Below are 18888 nucleotides of genomic sequence, written 5' to 3' on the forward strand. Positions count from 1 at the left end.
AATAATTCAAGTGAATTTGTTTGAAAGAAGAACTTTAAAAGCTTTATTTTCACCCGATAAAATACCCATAAAACAAGAGGAAGCTCAAATGAGCTTCCTCTTGTGAAAAATTGTGGGACAGCAATGGCCCAAAGCCTCTTCTTAAGCGCTGTGGATACGCTAGTCCCCACAGTGCAAATAGATGGATGATGAACAGATACTTATTTATTCATAATAAAGAAATATTCACGATAGTATTTCAGCTCGGCAATCGAGTCACGGATATCATCCATGGCCAGGTGAGAGGCATTTTTCTTTAAGCCGCTCATGATTTCCGGACGCCAGCGTTTGGCCAGTTCTTTAACAGAAGATACATCCAGATTACGGTAATGGAAGAACTGCTCCAGCTCCGGCATTAACCGGTGTAAAAAGCGTCGGTCCTGACAGATCGAGTTACCGCACATCGGCGAAGTTTTTGGATTGACCCATTTTTTCAGGAATTCCAAGGTTTGCTGCTCGGCATCCTGCGCGCTCAGTTTACTGCGACGTACACGCTCAATTAGCCCCGACTGACCATGCTGACGCGTGTTCCATTCATCCATGGCATTTAAAATACGATCTGATTGATGCACGGCCAGTACCGGACCTTCCGCCAGAATATTTAAATGATCGTCTGTCACAATGGTGGCAATTTCAATAATCTGATCATTATCGGTATCTAAACCTGTCATTTCCAGGTCAATCCAAATTAAGCGGGTATCAGGCGTGCTGCTCATAAATGTGCAATCTTATTCGTCTTAAAAACGGCTATAGTAGCAAATTTCTGTGTTCTTGGGTGTCATTCTGCCCGTGCTTCATGCTATTTTTGCACTCCAGATTTCATGGTTTTTTTAGGATATGAATGGCTTTAATTCGTAAGCGTCGCCTGACTGAACAGCAACAACGCCGCATTCAGAAACAGCAGCAAACCCGGCAGGAAGAGATAGACAGCTCCAATGATCTGGAAGGTCTGGTGGTGCAGCATTATGGACGCCAGCTGGAAGTACAAGCCCTCTCCGTGCCGGAGCAGCATCCTGAAAAACCCGTGGTGGCCGAAGGTGAACCTGAACCGTTCTGGAAACCGATTGAACTGGGCAGCATCTGGCGCTGTCATACCCGTACCAACCTGGAATTACTGGTTACCGGTGACCGGGTTAAATGGCAGGCCGATCCAAATACCGGTCTGGGCATTATTAGCGCCATCCATCCGCGCCAGTCTTTGCTCACGCGCCCGGACCGTTACCACAAAGTTAAACCGGTAGCCGCCAATATCTCATTGATTGTGATTGTGTTTGCACCGCTGCCAGAACCGGCACCGGGTCTGATTGACCGCTATCTGGTGGCCTGTGCCGATGCCAATATTCCGGCGCTGCTGATCCTGAACAAATCCGACCTACTTACCGAAAATGATCCGATTCTGGATTTACTGCAAGAATACCGCAATTTGGGTTATGAAGTGATGCAGACCCAGTCTGATGCAGATCTGACCGAACTGTCCAACCGTTTAAAAAATGAAACTGTGGCCTTTGTCGGTCAGTCTGGCGTGGGTAAAAGCACCCTGATTAATGCCATCGTGCCGGAAGCGGCGCAGAAAACCAATATCATCTCAGAAAACTCGGCCCTGGGGCAGCACACCACCACCTCCACCCGCTTAATTCCGTTTGGTGAAGGTTCGGCGCTTATTGACTCACCGGGCATCCGTGAATTTGGCCTGTGGCATTTGACGACTGAAAAAATCCAGCAGGGTTTTCCGGAAATTGAAAATCTGCTCGGTCACTGTCAATTCCGTAACTGTACCCATAAGCACGAAAAGCAATGTGCCTTGCGTCAGGCAGCAGCAGCAGGTGAGATTTTAACGCGCCGGCTCGACAGTTATTTACGTCTGATTGATGAAGTCAACGAAGCTCAGCAAAAAAATTAGTTTAATTGCAGCCCGACCCTTGAAGCGGTGATTTTGATCACCATATTTATAGGCTATACTCTGTGACAATTTTTGAAATTGTAATTTAGGTGACTTGTGGAACGTTGGTTCGAGTTTATGGGGAATCACCCCTTCTTGTTTGGAACACTGGCAGTTTTGGTGGTTTTATTCTTCATTTTGGAAGGCCAACGTAACGGGCGTAAAATTTCCCCACAATCTTTAGGGATTCTGGTGAAAGCCAAAAATGCCATGCTGATTGATTTACGTGATGCCAAAGACTTCCGTGAAGGCCATATCAGCGGCAGCCGCAACATTCCTTACAGCAAAATTTCAAGCCATATTGAAGAGTTAAAAACCGCTGACCGTCCATTGGTGTTTATCTGCAATTTAGGTCAAATTGCCGGCACTGCCCTGCAACAGGTAGGCCACGCAGATAGCTATCGTCTGGATGGTGGGATCAGTAACTGGAAAGCACAAGGCTTACCTTTAGTAAAAAGCAAATAATCCGCTTGAGGAGATTAGCAATGGCTGAAGTAACGATTTATTCAACAACTGTATGTCCATATTGCGTACGTGCAAAACAGCTTCTTGAGCGTAAAGGCGTTGTCTATAAAGAAATCAATTTATCCAACGAAGCACCAGAAGTCCGCACTGAACTGATGCAGCGCACCAACCATCGTACTGTTCCACAAATTTTTATTAATGAGCAGTTCATTGGTGGTTTCGACCAACTTTACGCCCTTGAGCGTGAAGGCAAACTCGATGACTTACTGGCGTCATAATTTCAATTAATTTTCTGTTCATATTTTTAAGGAATAAATAATGAGTGAACAACAACAAGCTCAACCACAATTGGCATTAGAGCGTATTTATACAAAAGATATTTCTTTTGAAGTTCCAGGGGCACAAGTATTTACCAAAGAATGGCAGCCTGAACTGAATATCAATCTGTCGTCTTCTGCAGAAAAGATTGATCCAACCCACTTTGAAGTGTCTTTAAAAGTTGTTGTTCAAGCCAACAATGCCGGTGATACAGCATTTATTGTAGATGTCACTCAAGCAGGTATTTTCCTGATTGATGGCGTAGAAGAAGAACGTTTGCCGTATATTCTGGGTGCCTACTGCCCGAACATCCTGTTCCCGTTCTTGCGTGAAGCAGTGAATGATATGGTTACCAAAGGCAGCTTCCCGCAATTGCTGTTAACGCCAATCAACTTTGATGCTGAATTTGAAGCCAACATGCAACGCGCACAAGCCGCTGCTGCAGAAGGTCAGGCTTAATTGTATTCAGGCATTTAAGTCCAACACGAAAAAGCCCTGCACTTGCAGGGCTTTTTTATTTGTTCTGACAAGATCAGAAGGCTTCATCCTGCGCCGGATCATGGTGCAAGGCATCATGAATGGCTTCGACCAGCTGCTGGGCAATTTCCTGCTTGGAGGCTTTTTCCAGATCGCGTTTTGGCAGATGATAGCCTTCAGCAAAGAACACCGTCATGGCATTTTCATCAGAGGCAAAGCCGATATCTGCACGGGACACATCATTGCAGGCAATCATATCCAGCTTTTTCGCCACCAGTTTGCCGGCCGCATATTCTTCCACATTGCGCGTTTCAGCGGCAAAGCCGACCATAAACGGACGTTTGTCCTGCTGCGCGATAGTCGCCACAATATCCGGATTCTTGATTAAGGCGATATCCAGTTCATCTCCGGATTTTTTGATTTTGTGTTCTGCAACTTCAGCCACGCGATAATCGGCAACCGCCGCGGTGGCAATAAACACATCACAGCCTTCATCCAGCAACTGCATACTGGTGTCCAGCATCTGCACGGCTGAAGATACATTAATACGGCGGACCCCGTTTGGTGTATCCAGACTGACCGGCCCGGCAATCAGCGTAACTTTGGCGCCAGCTGCATAGCAGGCTGCTGCCAGGGCAAAGCCCATTTTTCCAGTACTATGATTGGAAATATAACGTACCGGATCAATCGCTTCACGGGTTGGCCCGGCGGTAATCACCACATGCTTGCTGGCCAGTAAGCCAAATTTTTCAGCAATCGCACGCTGCGCTTTATGGAAATAATCGGTGACCTGACGCGCTAGCTCTTCCGGCTCAGGCATACGGCCCAGACCGACATCACCACAGGCTTGTGAGCCGGATTCCGGCATAATCACATGCACGCCATCGTCTACCAGCATCGCCAGATTGCGCTGCGTAGCTTTGGCCGCCCACATCTGCTGATTCATGGCCGGTGCCACCCAGACCGGGGCACTGGTGGCCAGATATAAAGTCGATAACAAGTCATCTGCCAGACCGGCGGCAAATTTGGCCAGGGTGTCACAGCTGGCCGGTGCAATCAGCACCAGATCGGCCCAGCGTGCCAGTTCAATATGCCCCATGCCGGCCTCGGCTTCCGGGTCCAGCAACTGGGTATGCACCGGATTGCCCGACAACGCCTGAAAGGTCAGCGGTGTAATAAAGGCTTGTGCCCCTTCGGTCATCACCACCCGGACGTTAAAGCCAGCGTCCTTTAAACGGCGAACCAGAATGGCACTTTTGTAGGCGGCAATACCGCCAGTAATACCCACAATAATATTTTTATTAGGAATGACACTTAAATCAAAACTCACGAACAGCTTACCTTTCTGTTGCAGTGGGGCTCACAATAGCATTAAATATTGTCATTCCCAAGACATGTCTGGGCGAAATCCATAACAATTCATCACCAATAAGTCTAATAACAATGAACTTCAGTATTAAACATTGGCCGGAACAGGAGCGTCCGCGTGAACGCCTGATCCAGTACGGCGCGCACAGTCTTTCCGATGCCGAACTGCTGGCTATTTTCCTGCGCTCCGGCTCCCAGCAGTACTCTGCCGTTGAACTGGCCCGTCATTTATTACAGGCCTTTGGCAGCCTGAATGCGGTACTCGATGCCGCCCTGCCCGATTTAAGCCAGTTTCATGGCATGGGTCCAAGTAAATACAGCCAGCTGATGGCGGTCAAGGAATTGGGCCGGCGCTATACCGCCCAGCATTTGCAGCAGGACAAACTGGAACTCAGCTCCTCCCGGCTGCTACTGGACTATTTACGCTTTGAACTGCTCGGTGAAACTCAGGAAGTATTTGCAGTATTGTGCCTGGATGCGCAGCTGCGCAAAATCTGTTTTAAGAAACTGTTTTTTGGCGCGCTCAATTCATGTGAAATTTCGATCAACCAGCTGCTACGCTTTGCCATCCAGAAAAACACTACGGCGCTGGTGATCAGTCATAATCATCCTCAGGGACAGCCACAGCCCTCACCGGCCGATTTACAATTGACCCAGCGCATCCAGCAGGCCTGCCAGCTGGTTGATATCCGCCTGATTGATCATTGTATTATTGCTCCCGAAGGCAGTTTTTCCTTTGCTGAACATCAACTCATCAAGTCGACATTTTAAGCAGCGCAACATATTGACAAAAACCCGGCCAGCACAGAAGATCATGAAAAACTTAAGCTGATTCCCAGACATGATTGTACGTGACCAACCGAGCGTATTTAGGCTGTTATTTTCCTGGCGAGGTACCATCTTACCGAAGGTGTTACCACCTTTGGGCGTGGTCATGTTGCTGTCGGCGATTGTCGGCGGCCTGTCCTATGTCGGGTATTTTCACTTCTCTGATTTCCCCCTGATCGGCTTTACCTTAATTGGGGTGGTACTGTCGATTTTCCTTGGCTTTAAAAATTCGGCCTGTTATGACCGCTGGTGGGAAGCCCGCAAACTGTGGGGCATGTTAATTGCCAATGCGCGCCATTTTGACCGCGACTGCCGGATGCTGGCCCAAGGCCGCCGGGAACGGGTGATTCAGCATGTGATTGTGTTTGCCAATGTGTTGCGTGACCGTCTGCGCCATCAAACTGCCAATCCGACTGAACTGGTAGAAACCAGCGGTATGAGCCAGCAGGCCGTAACCCAGCTGTATCAACAGGCCAATGCGCCGCAATATACCCTCAGCCTGATTCAATGGGAACTGATGCAGGCCCTAAAAGAAGGTGAAATTTCCGATATTATTTACAGCCAGATGAACCAGCATGTGATGGAACTCAGCCTGGTGCAAACCGGTTGTGACCGGATTGCCACCACCCCGCTGCCGTTTGCCTATTCGGTATTGCTAAACCGTACCGTGTACTTTTTCTGCTTTATGCTGCCGTTTAGCTTGGGCTCGACGCTGGGGCTGGCGACACCACTACTGGTCGGGATTCTGGCTTATACCTTCTTGGGGTTGGACGCCCTAAGCTCGGAAATTGAAGAGCCATTTGGTACGCAAAGTAATGACTTGCCTTTAGATGCGATGGTGCGCACCATTGAAATCGAATTACTCTCGACTTTGGGGAAACCGACACCACCACCAATTCAGGCACAGGACAATAACCTGCTCTAAAGCAAAAAACCTCAGCCCAGCTGAGGTTTTTTTTGATGCTGAAATACGTTTACGCAGTCAGCGCCGGTGATGGATTGACAAAACTTTCCCAAATTCCGACCTGCCCCGGTTTCAGGCTGGGAATATTGCCCAGTTTCATCCACGGCATATTTTCACCATGAAAATCGCTACCGACCGAGACTTTTAAGCCATGCTCGGCAATCATCCGGTCCACCATCTGCCGGGTAGAACTTGGATCAATCGCCGGCGGCAACTCGACGGCATCTCCACCAAATTTGGCAAAAATTTCAATCAGGTAACGGATATTGGTCGCCGACAGATCATAACGGGTCGGATGCGCCAGCACCGCAAAACCGCCACTGGCATGAATCACCTGAATAGTTTCCTCCAAGCCCAAGCCTTCAAATTTCACATAGGCTTTTTTGCCTTCTTTAATGTATTTATCAAAGGCCTGCTGCGGCCGACTAACATAGCCTTTTTCCACCAGGGTTTTGGCAATATGGGTACGGGTCACCCGATCCGGGACATTATCTACCTTGGCAATCACATCGGTATAAATATCTTCACCAATCAGCGGAATTAGCAGCTCGCAAATCTGTTTGGAGCGCGCAGCACGAATATTTTTTTGCTGGGCCAGTAGTGCCGCCATCGGCGCCGGATTTTGCATATTCAAGGCCACAATATGCACAGCATAGCTTTTTTTGGTCGCCGGTCGTGACCACTGGCTGGAAATTTCTACGCCAGATATGAGCTTAATCCCGTGATTTTTCGCCGCTTCCTGAGCCAGTGCAATTCCATCCATGCTGTCATGATCAGTCAATGCCAGCGTATGGATCGACAGTTCAGCTGCTGCTGCAATCAATTGCTGCGGACTTAAAGTTCCATCAGAAATATTGCTATGTGTATGTAAATCTACGCCGTGCATCTCTATACTATGACATTTATTTGATCAGATTTAGATACTCTAACATGAAAGCACTTTTAGACTTTGTGCCACTCATTATTTTCTTTTATTTATATAAAACTGTAGATCCAAAAGATACCCACCATCCTTTGCTGCAAATGATCGGCTCTGCCGGTGGTGTGGATAACAATAACATTCTTGTGGCCACCACTGGTCTGATCATTTCCATGTTAGTGGTGTATGGCGCATTATTTGTCTCTCAAAAATTCCGTTTGGACAAACAGCAGTGGATTGTGCTGTTTATGACCGTGATTTTTGGTGGTATTACCCTAATGCTGAGCGATGACTTCTATATTCGCCTAAAAGCTGTCTTGCTGAATCTGGTCTTTGCTGGCGCCTTCCTGCTGTCACCATGGTTCAGCAAAGATCGCAAGCCGTTAATCCAGCGTCTGTTTGGACCAGTGTTCAATTTAAGCGACAAAGGCTGGCTGAAACTGAACTATGCCTGGGTCGGGATGTTTCTGCTAATGTCCTTCCTGCACGGCTTCTTTGCCTATATCTTTATGGGTGGAAAATACTGGGGAGAATTCACTGCTTTTGGTGACATGATTGTGATGTTTTCCTTTATCATTATTCAGTTTATTGTATTGCGTAAATACTTTAAAACTGCCGAATAAATCCTTCAGTCCGCTTGAGCGAGAATACCTTATGCCTTTATTTGTGGTGACCTGTACCGATAACGAAGGAACCGTCGAAAAACGTCTGGCCATTCGTCCGCAACATCTTGAACGTCTGCAACAGCTGGATGATGAAGGCCGTCTGATTGTCGCCGGTGCGATGCCGAAAGATCCGGCCAATCCACAAGTGGGTTTTTATGGCAGTACCATTATTGTCGATTTTGATTCTCGTGAAGCCCTTGATGCCTGGCTGCAAGATGAGCCATTCCTGAAAGCAGGCGTCTATGGCCAGATTGAAGTCAAACCTTTTAATAAAGCATTTCCTAAAGGATAAGCTGCATGCGCGTTGTTGTCCCGAGTCTACTGGGTCTATCCTTCTTCTGTTCTGCACTGTGGGCCGTTGAACCGGCTGCACCCGCTGCTGTAAATACCACGGCTCAAGTCACGCCAGCGGTCGCAACGCCAGCCAAACCGGCGATTATACCGGCTGTGGCCACCACCACAGCGCCGGCAACGGCCAACCAGCCGCTGACCGCTGAGCAGCTAGCCAAGAATAAAGCGGCACAGGAAGCTAAAATCAAGGCGCTGGTCAAAGATCAGGAAAGCCGCCTGCAACAGCTGGAAAAAGCCAATCTGGAAGCACTGGCGCAAAACCAGGAACTGCAGCTGAAAAATGACAATCTGGGTGTACAGGTTCAGGTCTTACAAAGTGAACGTAGCGCACAGATGTTTCTTTACGGCGCTGCCACGCTGGCTGTCGGCGTATTGCTGGGCTTTTTGGTGGCCAGCTATGTGTATACCAAACGTCGTCGTCAGTGGTAATGTTCTGCTTCATTAAAGGTAATCTGGGTGTTGTCTAATCGCATTCAAACCGCCGATCTCGATTGGCAACATATTGAGGGCATTGATGTCCCGGTATCGAAACAGTTTGGGGATGTCTACTTTTCCAAGGACAATGGCCTGCTGGAAACCCGGCATGTGTTTTTAAACGGTAATGACCTGTCCGAGCGTCTGGCAGACCTGCAAGATTATGAATATTTCTGTGTCGGAGAAACCGGCTTCGGCACCGGCCTGAATATTCTGGCCTTATGGCAACTGTGGCAACAGGTGCGTCCGAATAATCACAGCCATTTACATGCCATTTCGGTGGAGAAATTTCCGCTTTCCAAAGCCGATTTAATTCGCGCCTTAAATGCCTGGCCGGAACTAAAACCTCTGGCCGATCAGCTGATTGCCCAGTATCCATTACCACTGGCCGGCTGTCATCGCCTGTCGTTTCCGGAGCAGCGTTTTTCTATCGACCTTTGGCTCGGTGATGCGCACGATGTCTTTCCGATGATGGCCAAAACCACACAGGTCAATGCCTGGTTTTTAGATGGCTTTGCGCCCTCCTGCAATCCGGATATGTGGGAAGAACAGGTGCTCAATCATATTATTCGCCTGTCAGATGTCGGCACTACCTTCGCTTCCTTTAGTGTAGCCGGGGTGTTAAAGCGAGGTTTAAGACAGCACGGGATTCATATTTCCCGGCCGCGCGGGTTTGGCCATAAACGCGAAATGCTAAAAGGCATCTGGTTAGCGCCAGAAGAACCGCTTAGCCCAGAACGGGAAACTGAACCAGCAACCTCAGTTCCTTCGACCTCTGTACAGCAACGGCATATTGCCATTATTGGTGCCGGTATTGCCGGTTTAAGTCTGGCTTGGGCTTTTGCTCAGCGTGGGCATCAAGTTTCTCTGTATGATCAAAGCGCGCCACTGGCGGGTGGCTCGGGCAATCCACTGGCCCTGCTCAATCCGAAGCTCTGTGCTATTGAACAGAGCCATACCCATTTAATGACCCTGGCCTGGCAACATGCCTTAAATCATTATGCAAAGTTTCAGGCCTTCCGCCCGATTCAGGTCAATCAGCTTGGGCTAAAAAATCCGGAACAGCTGCTGGCACTGGCCGATCAATATCCGCCAGGTATTCTGGAAAAAGATTTAGACGCACAGCTGCGATCAGAATTTCCTGCCCTGCGTCTGCTACAGGCTGGCGCGGTGTCGCCACATCAACTGTGTGCGGAGATTCTGGCGCATGAGCGGATTCAATATCAGCAGGCCAAAATCACCCAGATTCACCCGACAGATCGACCGGAACTGTTCAGTGACAACCAATCTCTGGGCCAGTTTGATCATGTCTTTGTCTGCACAGCCCGTGAATCTGGCCAGTTTTTTGAACATTATCCGCTGTTAAAACCGATTCGGGGTCAGGTCAGCTGGCTGAAGAATACCCAGCAACCGCTGCGTTTAGATAGCGCCTATAGTTATGGCGGTTACTGTATGCAGCTCGATGCAGAGCAGTTGATTTTAGGCGCGTCTTTTTATCCGGGTCGGGATGATGCCGAAGTCTTACGAGAAGATCATGAACATAATCTGGCGCTGATTCGCAGCGTCTTCCCCGACTATGCGGACACCCTGCCCGATCCACGCAACTGGCAAGGCCGCGCGTCGATCCGTGCGCAAAGTCAGGATTATTTCCCGCTGCTCGGGGCGCTTGAACCCGGACAGCAAGTCTATAGCCTGACTGGACTCGGTTCCAAAGGTTTTCTGTTTGCACCGCTATGTAGTGAAATTCTGGCCGCGCAGATTTTAAACGAGGCCTGCCCGGTGCCGATGCAGGTACTGGAAAAACTCAACATCCGCCGTTTTCAAAAGAAAGCCAAAGCCAAGAAACCGTATTTTAAGGCCTAAGCTAAAAACGTTGTATAGATCGAGAATGATGGCCCGGTTTAGTTTGAAAGATCAGGCTTAGTGTGGAAGTCGAGGAGAGCATTTATTTTCTTCATTTTAAATGCTTGATCATGTGAGAGAGTATTCTGATCTTTTTTAGTCAATGATAAACAGTGTTCATAAAAAAGCGCCTGACGGCGCTTTTTGATTATTGCCCTTGAACCAAAGGCAAACCAGCATCACGTGCAGCACGGGTACCGCCCATCAGCACCACATATTCACGTGAGCTGTCCAGCTCTTCTAACAATTCAGCCGCACGCGGCGCTTTGCTGCCACCGCCACATAAGATGTAAATCGGTTGATCCGCTGACACCTGAGTCAAGCTATCTGCTGACAAGTTGGCAATTGGCTGATTGACTGCGCCTTGAATATGCGCTTCAGCATAAGCACTTGCATCACGGACATCCCAGATGATTGCATTTTCTGGGAACTCAAATGTTGTAATTTCTTGCTTACGGATCATTGTGCACTCCTTTGATGTAAACAACACTTGGCAAATGAAGAAAACATCCCTAGCATCTCAGATATTCTTTCCATTTGTAAAGGTCTAAACTATGCCATCTTTCGATATTGTTTCAGAATTAGAAATTTTTGAAGTAAATCATGCAGTTCAGAATACTCAAAAAGAAATCGCAACACGTTTCGATTTCCGTGGTCAAGATGTTTCTATCGAACTGAATGAGAAAGCCAAAGAGATCAAAATCAAAACCGAAAGTGATTTCCAATGTGAGCAAGTATATACCATGCTGGAGAATCATTTTTATAAACGTAAGATTGATGTGCAGGCACTAGACCCGCAGAAAGCCACGGCCTCAGGTAAAAATGTGATTCAGACGGTGAAGCTTAAAGATGGTCTTGACTCTGATACCGCGAAAAAAATTAATAAAGCCATTAAAGAAAGCGGCATTAAAGTGCAATCTTCTATTCAGGGCGACAAAATCCGTGTGACGGATAAAAAACGCGACACCTTGCAGCAAGTGATGGCGTTTTTAAAAGAACAGCAATTTGGTCTGCCACTGCAATTTAACAACTTCAAAGATTAAGCTCTTTGCTCCCGCATAGGAATCGATCATGGCACAAGCGAATCGTTTAGCAAAATTAGTCAAAGCGACAGCAAAATTTCCACAGGTGATTCGCACCACTTTGTGGAGCAAAGCCTTTGGCCGGATCGTGCCTATGGTGGGGACAGCCAAATTAAAATATCTCGAAGTCAGTTCGGCCAAAGTGGTGGTGAAAATTGACAATCATAAAGCCATGCAAAACCATATTGGCCAGGTACATGCCTGTGCTATGGCGCTAATTGCAGAAACTGCCACCGGCTTTGTCACCGGCATGAATGTGCCCGATCACTCGATTGTGTTAATTAAAAGCTTTAAAGTTGATTTTAAACGCCCGACCCAAGGCGCCATGACCGCAGTCGCAACGCTGAGTGCAGAACAGCAGCACTTGATGCAACACACCGAAAAAGGTGAAACGCTGGTTGCAGTCGAAGTGACCGATGAATCGGGTGAAGCGCCAATTCAATGTGAAATGCTCTGGGCCTGGGTCAGCAAAGATCAGCTTAAAAAAGCCCGTTAACCCACTTTAAGTCATAAAAAAAATCCCAGTTTCAGAACTGGGATTTTTGATCTTTGAGCGCACAAATTATACAGCTTTCGATTCCAGATACTTCTGCTTCACTTCTTCGGAAATCTGACGCTTGTTGCCTTTGACATCCACTGCGACAAAGGTAAAGACGCCTTCGGTAACACGTTTTGCTGCACGTGAACTGTCATGGCTATCCCAGACTTCAATCTGCATCTGAATTGAGGTATTGCCCAGTTTCAGGATTTTGGTATAGCAGCTGATCACATCCCCCACTTTCACAGGCACCAGAAAAGTCATCTGGTTAATGGCAATGGTAGCACAGCGGCCTTGGGTAAAACGCTCGGCATGAATTGCCCCGGCCAAGTCCATCTGCGAAACAATCCAGCCCCCGAACACATCTCCACTCCAGTTGGTATCGGCAGGCATAGCAATGGTTTGAAGAGAGAGCGTCCCTTCCGGTTTTAGTTGAGAATCTGACACATTCGCTCCGGGCGTGATTAAGGATTTGAAGTTAAGTGCTGATCTAACCACTGTTTCAGTTCGGTCGATCTTAATGCGCCGCTTATTCTAGCAATTTCGGTGGTCTTATTCATCAACACCAGCGTGGGAATACTGCGCACATTAAAAGCACTGCTTAAACGCGGATTTTCTTCAGTATTAATTTTGGCAAAAATTACTTGCGGATATTGCGCCGCAACCTGGGCAAAATGCGGCGCCATCATCTTGCAGGGTCCACACCACTCTGCCCACAGGTCGATCAGGATTGGTAAATCACTGTGCTGGATAAACTGGCTAAAATTCTGCTCATTCAGGTCAATCGGCGCCAGTGGAATTAAAGCCTGATGACATTGTCCGCATGTTGGATGGGCAGTTAGCTTATCCTCCGGAACACGGTTTTTGGCACTACAGGCTGGACAGACAACAATCATTTAGCTTACTCCAATATGCTGATGTAGAAATTCTAATTGAGTCTTGACGGCTTTTTCAAAATATTGGCCATGATAAACATCAAAATGCTGCATATCCCATTCATGATATTGCACATAAGGCGCAATATTGGTGGCTGTTTCACGACTCGATTCAATCGGGATCAGGCTGTCGCGTTTGGCGGCAATAAACAGCACCGGAATATTAATCTGGCGCACATCCTGAATCGGCCGATAACGGATCAGATGAAACAGCGCCCGTGCCGGAATCTCGCCACTCCAGTAAAAATCTGGATGTAAAATCGACAGATAACCTTCATAACTATCCGCCGTCGGTAAGAAACACAGCCCTTTCGGATCAACTACCGGCAAGGTTTTTGGCATTAAGCCGACTTTAGCGCCCATATAATCCTGACTGGAAATTTTTAAGGCACGTGGCAGCTGCTGAATCGGATACAGCTTGGCACTGGCCGCACCATCCACAAATGGCACCTGCACCATCACCGCTTTTAAATGGTTTAACTGCGAAGCCAAAGTTAAAACATAGCCGCCACTTAGCGCTGTACCCCACAGGATAATCCGCCGCCCATCCACCGATTGCCGTTCCTGTACATGTGAAATCATGGTACGCCAGTCATCCAGCTGCCGCGACAACGACACCAGCTCCCGCGGACGCCCGGTACTGCCGCCCCAATAGCGATAATCAAACAGCACCACCGCATAACCGGCGCGGGCAAAGCGTTTGGCATATTGCACCAGCTTGAACTGACGCAGGCCGGCCAGACCATGCGCCATTAAAATCACGGCTGGTTTAGTGGAAGTTTTTGGCAGGTAAAAATCGGCAGCAATGACCTCCTGACCGCTTTTGACATAGAGAGGCTCGACAGTATAGGCATGCATGGCTGCTCCAGTGCGTTGTTTTATGGTTGTAATCGTTTATAAATATTTCAGAACAATCTGCGCGAAAATCTGGCTAATGGTATTATAGAGCATAATATTCAGATATGGATGATGGAGTGGCATTATGAGTGAGCATGTTGGCTTTGCAGGTCAAATTGGCCCGGAACACGTAACCCAAGTGGTTGAAAAAGGCTTTAAATCAATTATTAACAACCGTCCAGACATGGAAGGTGGCCCGGAACAACCGACCAGCGCACAAATTGAAGATGCAGCGCGTAATGCAGGGTTAGATTATGTCTATCAACCGGTGGTGGCTGGGCAAATTACCGAGTTGGATGTCCGTACCTTTGCCAATCACTTTAATGAATTACCAAAACCGGTTCTGATGTTCTGCCGTACCGGCAACCGCTCAAATAACTTATATCAACTGGCCAAACAAATGGACCTGTTAGATGACTAAATCGTTGTGGATAGGGATGGTTTTGGCGCTCTCAATGACCACGACCTCCCTATGCGTTGCTGCCAGTGATTTTAGCCGTGCGTTAAATGCCAATCTTAGTGTTTCTGGGCAAATGACACCTGAGAAATTTAAGATCTTGCTGCAAGATGGGTTTAAATCGGTGATTGTAAACCGCCCTGATCAGGAAGCAGGTAACACGGTGAAAGTGAATCAATTACGTGACATTGCCGAGAAATCCCGGGTTAGCGTGATTTATCAACCCGTAAGCAGCGGTGCAATTTCTCAGGCCGATGTGCAGGAGTTTGCGAAGTACTATAACGAACTGCCGAAACCGATTTTAATGGTCTGTCGTAGTGGTTCACGTTCGGCAGCCCTATTTAATCAGGCAAAAAATCAGGGGTTATTACATGAATAAAATCTGGATCATGCTGATTTGTGCATGTGTACTGGCAGGTTGTAGCTCTATGGATGTCCGCCCAACGGTGGGGGTGAGTGTGGGGACCTCTTTATAGTTTCTATTTAAACTCCCATAAAAAACAGCGCCGAGGCGCTGTTTTTTTGGTTTTAAAAAAGTTTGAACTCATCTTTAGTGATTTTGCCGTTGGGAGCTGTGACTGACAAAATCAGACTATCGCCAGTACCACACCCTTTTAAACGATATGAATAATTTACTTGACTACTATTTACAAAAGTACTTGGTGTTAATAAATTAAACACAGAAGCTACAGTTGGATTTCCACTCCACAATTCTGCCGTGCAAGATAATTCGTTCTTATCTGTATTATCTTCCGCAACTACATCAACTGTTGTCCCTGTTGGCATTGGTACAGATCTAAGAGTATTACCAAATAGTTTAAAACTAAAATTCGTCTTGTCTGAATTAATATTAGCAGAGGTAACAGTAGGTGTATCATCACTAAATGCAAAAACTAACTGTTCTCTTATGACCGCTTCTAAGCCAGTATTACAAGTCCCTGCTATATTAGGTTGTTTGAAAGTACTTGGGGCACATGTAGCTCCAGTAGCTCCTCGCTTATATAAAAACTCACCTAAAGCTGCTTCAAAAATAGTATTTTCGTTATCGTCTCTAAAGAAATCACCAATATTACTTACTAGTTCATCAATACCAGCTGTATACCGATTGTCAGAATCTTTATCAATATATTGCTTATCACCTTCAACAAAGGCAAGAACTGTTACCCGATTATCTAATGGGCGTGGATTTTGGGTTTGAAGAGTAACTGAACACTCACCATCTGCAGTAGAACAATTTGGCGTAATGCTCCCACCTTCAGAAACGAAACTAATCACCGTGCCATTTGGAACTTTATTACCTACCCGGTCTCTTAAACGTGCTGTAATTGTAGCTTTATCTCCATCCACATCCCATTGTAGTGAATTTTTACTAACAGCTAGACTTAAACCATTTTGTGAAACACGTCCAGTTGCTACGGAAACACTTTTAGTCAAAGCAAAAATAGTTGGATCTGAAACAAGAGTAGCTTTTATTTCTATAGGACCAGGCAAACTACCAGGATAAAGATTTAATACTACTTTTCCTGCGGCATCTGATTTAATTATCTTGCTTTCTGTATTTCCTAATGAAACAAAGCTTAAATCATGAGGAGCATTAATTAATTCAACACGAACATCTTGGTCTTTTGCTGGAACGTTATCAGCATAAACCGTAAATTCCACTTGCCCCGCAGTTGAAGATCCGCTATTAACTGTGCCAAGCTTAATTTCATTTGAGGTATAAACTAATGAATTTGCTTTAATTGATTTAACAGTAATATTGACTGTACTTGATATCGCACCATTATTTGCCAATGCAGAAATTACTTGTGGACCAGTACATAATTGTCCGCCTGAAGAAATAGCAATATATTTGGTTTCTACCATACCTTGATTTGATAACACTGAATTATTTTCAAAGGTGCCACAATTAGCAGAAAAATTAACCTGAACATTACTTTGAATAGCATTACTTACAGGATCTACAGTTTTTAATGTAATAGTCGAGGAACCACCAGCATCAATTTCATTTGGTACTGCTGTTAAATCTAATAATTTAGTTTTAAAAGGCTCTATTGAAAAATACAAATCATTTGATTTAGCAGTTTTTTCATTACTTTCTGCAGAAGCTGATAATTTATAACTACCTGTATCTTTTGAATCTAAAGGTTTTACAGAAATATTCGCAATACCGTCTAAATTAGTGATAACTGCGCCATTTGAAGTACCGAAAATAACATTCTCACCAGTAAATGTAACTAAAGCTCCACTAACAGGTTGACCATTCTGATCAGTAACTTTTACTGTAGCCAATACCCCTGCACTAGTTATAATGGCAGTATTCAAATTATTAGTATCTATTAGTTTTACATCAGAGATATTCAAAGCTGATAAAGTTGGCTGTTGAATACCATTAGAATTTTCTGGTTTAACTTGAGAAGTGCCACCACCATAATAACCATCACTCCCACCACCTCCACAGCCGGTCAATAAAACTGCTAAAGCAACTGCTGAGAACTTTAAACTAATTTCTTTGTTTTTCACCGAATTATTCCCCCCTAAATCCCTCAAAACAACGAGTTGGTCAAATATATAATTAATATTATCAGATATGTAACCATAGTTACTGCTTTATGTAAATGAAAGGATGATAAATGTTTTACTTGTGTTAGCCTAAAATTATTTATTACGTGAAGTTATCTACACATGTACGATCTCATCATTATTGGTGCAGGCACAGCAGGAATCACTGCTTATCAAGAAGCCATCAAGCACACACAAAATATTCTTATTATTAATGACGGTTCCTGGGACACCACCTGTGCCCGAGTGGGCTGTATGCCCAGTAAAGTGCTGATTTCTGCTGCACATCGCCTACATGATTTACACGAGGCAAATAAAGTCGGTCTCAACATCAAAGCACAGGTCGATACCACACAGGTGATGCCGCATGTCCGCGCTTTGCGTGACCATTTCACTCAAGCCACTTTAAAAGAAGTCGAAAGCTGGGATGCACAACACAAAATTCAAGGCAAGGCAGAGTTTATTGATGCTCAAACCGTACAGGTGAACCAACAGCAATATCAGGCCAAAGCCTTTATTCTGGCTGTCGGCTCTACCCCAACCTATGACGCTGAATGGAAGCAGCAGCTCGGTGAACGACTGATTACCTCAGATCAAATCTTTGAACTAGACGCCATCCCTAAATCTTTAGCCGTGATTGGCAGTGGTGTCATTGCACTGGAGCTGGCTCAAGCCATGCAAAGGTTGGGCTGTGATACGACAATATTCGCACGAAGCCGTCGTGTTGGTGCCCTGACCAGCCCTGATCTGCAACAACTCGCCCAAGAACTTCTCAGCAATGAATTAAAGATTAAGTTTGAAGTCTTACCGCAAAAAGTGGAAAAGGTAGGCAATCAGGTCAAGCTTGAGTTTAGCGAGCAAGGTCAAACGCAGCACCTTATGGTTGATTACGTATTGGTGGCCACCGGCCGTCGTAGTCATTTAGATTCGCTGAATCTACAACAGATTGACTCTCAATTTGGTAATCTTAAAGAGCTACCGATTGATCCACAAACCAAACAACTGGGAAATTACCCAATTTTTGTGGTTGGTGATGCGCATACTTCTACCCCCATTCAGCATGAAGCAGCCCATGAAGGCCGAGGTGCAGTGCATAACTGCCTTAATTATCCAAAACTGAAGAGTTTAAAAGACTTAACACCGCTGAGTATTGTGTTTAGTCAACCGGAAATGGCAATTGCTGGCCAAAGCTATAAACAGCTTAAAAACAAGAACATCGACTTTGTGATTGGAAAGGTTTCTTATGAGCGCCAAGGTCGGGCGATGGTTCTGGCTAAAAATAAAGGCGCTGTCGAAATTTATATTGATAAACGTACACGCCAGTTATTAGGCGCAGAACTCTTTGTAAAATCTGCCGAACATTTTGCCCATACTTTTGCCTGGCTGATTGATGAAGGGGTAACGTTAGATGAACTTCTTGCTAAGCCTTTCTATCATCCGACGCTTGAAGAAGGTTTAAGAACGGCTTTAAAACATGCTCGCCGACAGTTGAGAAATCAAGAGGAAGGTTAATCTTCTCTATTTTTCTCATTTCACTGTCATTTTGATTCTACTTATCTTTATTTCCCACACAAATTTCCCGCATAAAAAAATCCCCCTGCTGTTTAAGCTAGGGGGATTTTGAATTAATGAGCTGGCGATGACTTACTCTCACATGGGTAACCCCACACTACCATCAGCGCTAAGAGGTTTCACTTCTGAGTTCGGG

The 18888-nt window shown here is 46.1% G+C and carries 23 protein-coding genes; 15 read left to right on the forward strand and 8 right to left on the reverse strand.

Annotated features, from left to right (window positions below; genetic code table 11):
* Positions 1-200 precede the first annotated feature (200 nt).
* On the reverse strand, positions 201-755 hold the full coding sequence (orn, locus tag FTT68_RS13495; protein WP_005182297.1) for an oligoribonuclease: 555 nt from the start codon (positions 753-755) through the stop codon (positions 201-203).
* Between the two features lie 125 nt (positions 756-880).
* On the opposite strand from orn, the gene rsgA reads away from it, so the two are divergent.
* From rsgA to secB, 4 genes are all read left to right on the forward strand, one after another.
* Positions 881-1939, forward strand: coding sequence for a small ribosomal subunit biogenesis GTPase RsgA (gene rsgA / locus FTT68_RS13500; RefSeq protein WP_104989110.1), 1059 nt, complete (start codon positions 881-883; stop codon positions 1937-1939).
* A gap of 96 nt (positions 1940-2035) precedes the next feature.
* Positions 2036-2443: a rhodanese-like domain-containing protein gene (locus FTT68_RS13505; protein ID WP_005182291.1), complete on the forward strand. Its 408-nt coding sequence runs from the start codon at positions 2036-2038 to the stop codon at positions 2441-2443.
* A 20-nt stretch (positions 2444-2463) separates the two neighbouring features.
* Complete coding sequence (gene grxC, locus FTT68_RS13510; RefSeq protein WP_005182284.1) at positions 2464-2721, forward strand: glutaredoxin 3; 258 nt, start codon at positions 2464-2466, stop codon at positions 2719-2721.
* A 40-nt stretch (positions 2722-2761) separates the two neighbouring features.
* The gene (secB, locus tag FTT68_RS13515; RefSeq protein WP_005182282.1) at positions 2762-3220 is read left to right on the forward strand and encodes a protein-export chaperone SecB; all 459 of its coding nucleotides are present in this window, start codon (positions 2762-2764) and stop codon (positions 3218-3220) included.
* Positions 3221-3293: 73 nt separating this feature from the next.
* Here secB and coaBC read toward each other — a convergent pair whose 3' ends face one another.
* Complete coding sequence (gene coaBC / locus FTT68_RS13520) at positions 3294-4568, reverse strand: bifunctional phosphopantothenoylcysteine decarboxylase/phosphopantothenate--cysteine ligase CoaBC (RefSeq protein WP_180007021.1); 1275 nt, start codon at positions 4566-4568, stop codon at positions 3294-3296.
* A 113-nt stretch (positions 4569-4681) separates the two neighbouring features.
* On the opposite strand from coaBC, the gene radC reads away from it, so the two are divergent.
* The gene (radC, locus tag FTT68_RS13525; RefSeq protein ID WP_005182279.1) at positions 4682-5377 is read left to right on the forward strand and encodes a DNA repair protein RadC; all 696 of its coding nucleotides are present in this window, start codon (positions 4682-4684) and stop codon (positions 5375-5377) included.
* Positions 5378-5447: 70 nt separating this feature from the next.
* Entirely contained in the window at positions 5448-6359 is a 912-nt protein-coding gene (locus tag FTT68_RS13530; protein WP_005182277.1) for a bestrophin family protein, read from the forward strand.
* Positions 6360-6408: 49 nt separating this feature from the next.
* Here the strand turns inward: FTT68_RS13530 and FTT68_RS13535 are convergent, their stop codons facing one another.
* Positions 6409-7284 (reverse strand): PHP domain-containing protein, encoded by an 876-nt coding sequence (locus FTT68_RS13535; RefSeq protein WP_016659548.1) that lies wholly within the window; start codon positions 7282-7284, stop codon positions 6409-6411.
* A 44-nt stretch (positions 7285-7328) separates the two neighbouring features.
* On the opposite strand from FTT68_RS13535, the gene FTT68_RS13540 reads away from it, so the two are divergent.
* The 4 genes from FTT68_RS13540 to mnmC are packed head-to-tail and all read left to right on the forward strand — an operon-like array spanning position 7329 to position 10670.
* Positions 7329-7940 carry a septation protein IspZ gene (locus FTT68_RS13540; protein WP_075175311.1) on the forward strand — a complete coding sequence of 204 codons (612 nt, stop codon included), beginning with the start codon at positions 7329-7331 and terminating at the stop codon, positions 7938-7940.
* 31 nt (positions 7941-7971) lie between these two features.
* On the forward strand, positions 7972-8274 hold the full coding sequence (locus tag FTT68_RS13545) for a YciI family protein (RefSeq protein ID WP_163146136.1): 303 nt from the start codon (positions 7972-7974) through the stop codon (positions 8272-8274).
* A gap of 5 nt (positions 8275-8279) precedes the next feature.
* A complete protein-coding gene (locus FTT68_RS13550) occupies positions 8280-8762 on the forward strand; it encodes a hypothetical protein (RefSeq protein ID WP_005182267.1) in 483 nt (160 codons plus the stop codon).
* 30 nt (positions 8763-8792) lie between these two features.
* A complete protein-coding gene (gene mnmC / locus FTT68_RS13555; RefSeq protein WP_180007024.1) occupies positions 8793-10670 on the forward strand; it encodes an FAD-dependent 5-carboxymethylaminomethyl-2-thiouridine(34) oxidoreductase MnmC in 1878 nt (625 codons plus the stop codon).
* Positions 10671-10857: 187 nt separating this feature from the next.
* Here mnmC and FTT68_RS13560 read toward each other — a convergent pair whose 3' ends face one another.
* A complete protein-coding gene (locus FTT68_RS13560; protein WP_005182260.1) occupies positions 10858-11172 on the reverse strand; it encodes a rhodanese-like domain-containing protein in 315 nt (104 codons plus the stop codon).
* A 91-nt stretch (positions 11173-11263) separates the two neighbouring features.
* Between FTT68_RS13560 and FTT68_RS13565 the strand changes: the two genes are divergently transcribed.
* Both FTT68_RS13565 and FTT68_RS13570 read left to right on the forward strand, forming a co-directional pair.
* Positions 11264-11752 (forward strand): YajQ family cyclic di-GMP-binding protein, encoded by a 489-nt coding sequence (locus FTT68_RS13565; protein WP_005182257.1) that lies wholly within the window; start codon positions 11264-11266, stop codon positions 11750-11752.
* A 28-nt stretch (positions 11753-11780) separates the two neighbouring features.
* Positions 11781-12287 carry a DUF4442 domain-containing protein gene (locus tag FTT68_RS13570; protein ID WP_180007026.1) on the forward strand — a complete coding sequence of 169 codons (507 nt, stop codon included), beginning with the start codon at positions 11781-11783 and terminating at the stop codon, positions 12285-12287.
* A 66-nt stretch (positions 12288-12353) separates the two neighbouring features.
* On the opposite strand, the gene FTT68_RS13575 is transcribed toward FTT68_RS13570, so the two are convergent.
* The 3 genes from FTT68_RS13575 to FTT68_RS13585 form a co-directional block, all read right to left on the reverse strand.
* Positions 12354-12722, reverse strand: coding sequence for an acyl-CoA thioesterase (locus FTT68_RS13575; protein ID WP_218946685.1), 369 nt, complete (start codon positions 12720-12722; stop codon positions 12354-12356).
* Positions 12723-12793: 71 nt separating this feature from the next.
* Positions 12794-13225 (reverse strand): thioredoxin TrxC, encoded by a 432-nt coding sequence (trxC, locus tag FTT68_RS13580; RefSeq protein ID WP_016659552.1) that lies wholly within the window; start codon positions 13223-13225, stop codon positions 12794-12796.
* Positions 13226-14122: an alpha/beta hydrolase gene (locus FTT68_RS13585; protein WP_005182237.1), complete on the reverse strand. Its 897-nt coding sequence runs from the start codon at positions 14120-14122 to the stop codon at positions 13226-13228.
* A 124-nt stretch (positions 14123-14246) separates the two neighbouring features.
* On the opposite strand from FTT68_RS13585, the gene FTT68_RS13590 reads away from it, so the two are divergent.
* A complete protein-coding gene (locus FTT68_RS13590; protein WP_005182227.1) occupies positions 14247-14582 on the forward strand; it encodes a TIGR01244 family sulfur transferase in 336 nt (111 codons plus the stop codon).
* Positions 14575-14997, forward strand: a complete 423-nt coding sequence (locus FTT68_RS13595) for a beta-lactamase hydrolase domain-containing protein (protein WP_034598149.1) — start codon at positions 14575-14577, stop codon at positions 14995-14997. Before FTT68_RS13590 ends, FTT68_RS13595 begins: the two co-directional genes overlap by 8 nt.
* Positions 14998-15146: 149 nt before the next feature.
* Here FTT68_RS13595 and FTT68_RS13600 read toward each other — a convergent pair whose 3' ends face one another.
* Positions 15147-17141, reverse strand: coding sequence for a hypothetical protein (locus tag FTT68_RS13600; RefSeq protein ID WP_180007028.1), 1995 nt, complete (start codon positions 17139-17141; stop codon positions 15147-15149).
* A gap of 162 nt (positions 17142-17303) precedes the next feature.
* Here FTT68_RS13600 and FTT68_RS13605 point away from each other — a divergent pair, with 162 nt between their 5' ends.
* Positions 17304-18692: a dihydrolipoyl dehydrogenase gene (locus FTT68_RS13605; RefSeq protein ID WP_180057755.1), complete on the forward strand. Its 1389-nt coding sequence runs from the start codon at positions 17304-17306 to the stop codon at positions 18690-18692.
* Positions 18693-18888 lie beyond the last annotated feature (196 nt).

It is taken from the genome of Acinetobacter sp. Q85-2, assembly GCF_013420555.1.
GTDB lineage: Bacteria > Pseudomonadota > Gammaproteobacteria > Pseudomonadales > Moraxellaceae > Acinetobacter > Acinetobacter indicus.

Coding starts and splice junctions, on each gene's coding strand:
- orn (WP_005182297.1), bottom strand. CDS start 755: ATGAGCAGCACGCCTGATACCCGCTTAATTTGGATTGACCTGGAAATG.
- rsgA (WP_104989110.1), top strand. CDS start 881: ATGGCTTTAATTCGTAAGCGTCGCCTGACTGAACAGCAACAACGCCGC.
- grxC (WP_005182284.1), top strand. CDS start 2,464: ATGGCTGAAGTAACGATTTATTCAACAACTGTATGTCCATATTGCGTA.
- secB (WP_005182282.1), top strand. CDS start 2,762: ATGAGTGAACAACAACAAGCTCAACCACAATTGGCATTAGAGCGTATT.
- radC (WP_005182279.1), top strand. CDS start 4,682: ATGAACTTCAGTATTAAACATTGGCCGGAACAGGAGCGTCCGCGTGAA.
- FTT68_RS13530 (WP_005182277.1), top strand. CDS start 5,448: ATGATTGTACGTGACCAACCGAGCGTATTTAGGCTGTTATTTTCCTGG.
- FTT68_RS13535 (WP_016659548.1), bottom strand. CDS start 7,284: ATGCACGGCGTAGATTTACATACACATAGCAATATTTCTGATGGAACT.
- FTT68_RS13540 (WP_075175311.1), top strand. CDS start 7,329: ATGAAAGCACTTTTAGACTTTGTGCCACTCATTATTTTCTTTTATTTA.
- FTT68_RS13545 (WP_163146136.1), top strand. CDS start 7,972: ATGCCTTTATTTGTGGTGACCTGTACCGATAACGAAGGAACCGTCGAA.
- FTT68_RS13550 (WP_005182267.1), top strand. CDS start 8,280: ATGCGCGTTGTTGTCCCGAGTCTACTGGGTCTATCCTTCTTCTGTTCT.
- FTT68_RS13560 (WP_005182260.1), bottom strand. CDS start 11,172: ATGATCCGTAAGCAAGAAATTACAACATTTGAGTTCCCAGAAAATGCA.
- FTT68_RS13565 (WP_005182257.1), top strand. CDS start 11,264: ATGCCATCTTTCGATATTGTTTCAGAATTAGAAATTTTTGAAGTAAAT.
- FTT68_RS13570 (WP_180007026.1), top strand. CDS start 11,781: ATGGCACAAGCGAATCGTTTAGCAAAATTAGTCAAAGCGACAGCAAAA.
- FTT68_RS13575 (WP_218946685.1), bottom strand. CDS start 12,722: ATGCCTGCCGATACCAACTGGAGTGGAGATGTGTTCGGGGGCTGGATT.
- trxC (WP_016659552.1), bottom strand. CDS start 13,225: ATGATTGTTGTCTGTCCAGCCTGTAGTGCCAAAAACCGTGTTCCGGAG.
- FTT68_RS13585 (WP_005182237.1), bottom strand. CDS start 14,122: ATGCATGCCTATACTGTCGAGCCTCTCTATGTCAAAAGCGGTCAGGAG.
- FTT68_RS13590 (WP_005182227.1), top strand. CDS start 14,247: ATGAGTGAGCATGTTGGCTTTGCAGGTCAAATTGGCCCGGAACACGTA.
- FTT68_RS13595 (WP_034598149.1), top strand. CDS start 14,575: ATGACTAAATCGTTGTGGATAGGGATGGTTTTGGCGCTCTCAATGACC.
- FTT68_RS13605 (WP_180057755.1), top strand. CDS start 17,304: ATGTACGATCTCATCATTATTGGTGCAGGCACAGCAGGAATCACTGCT.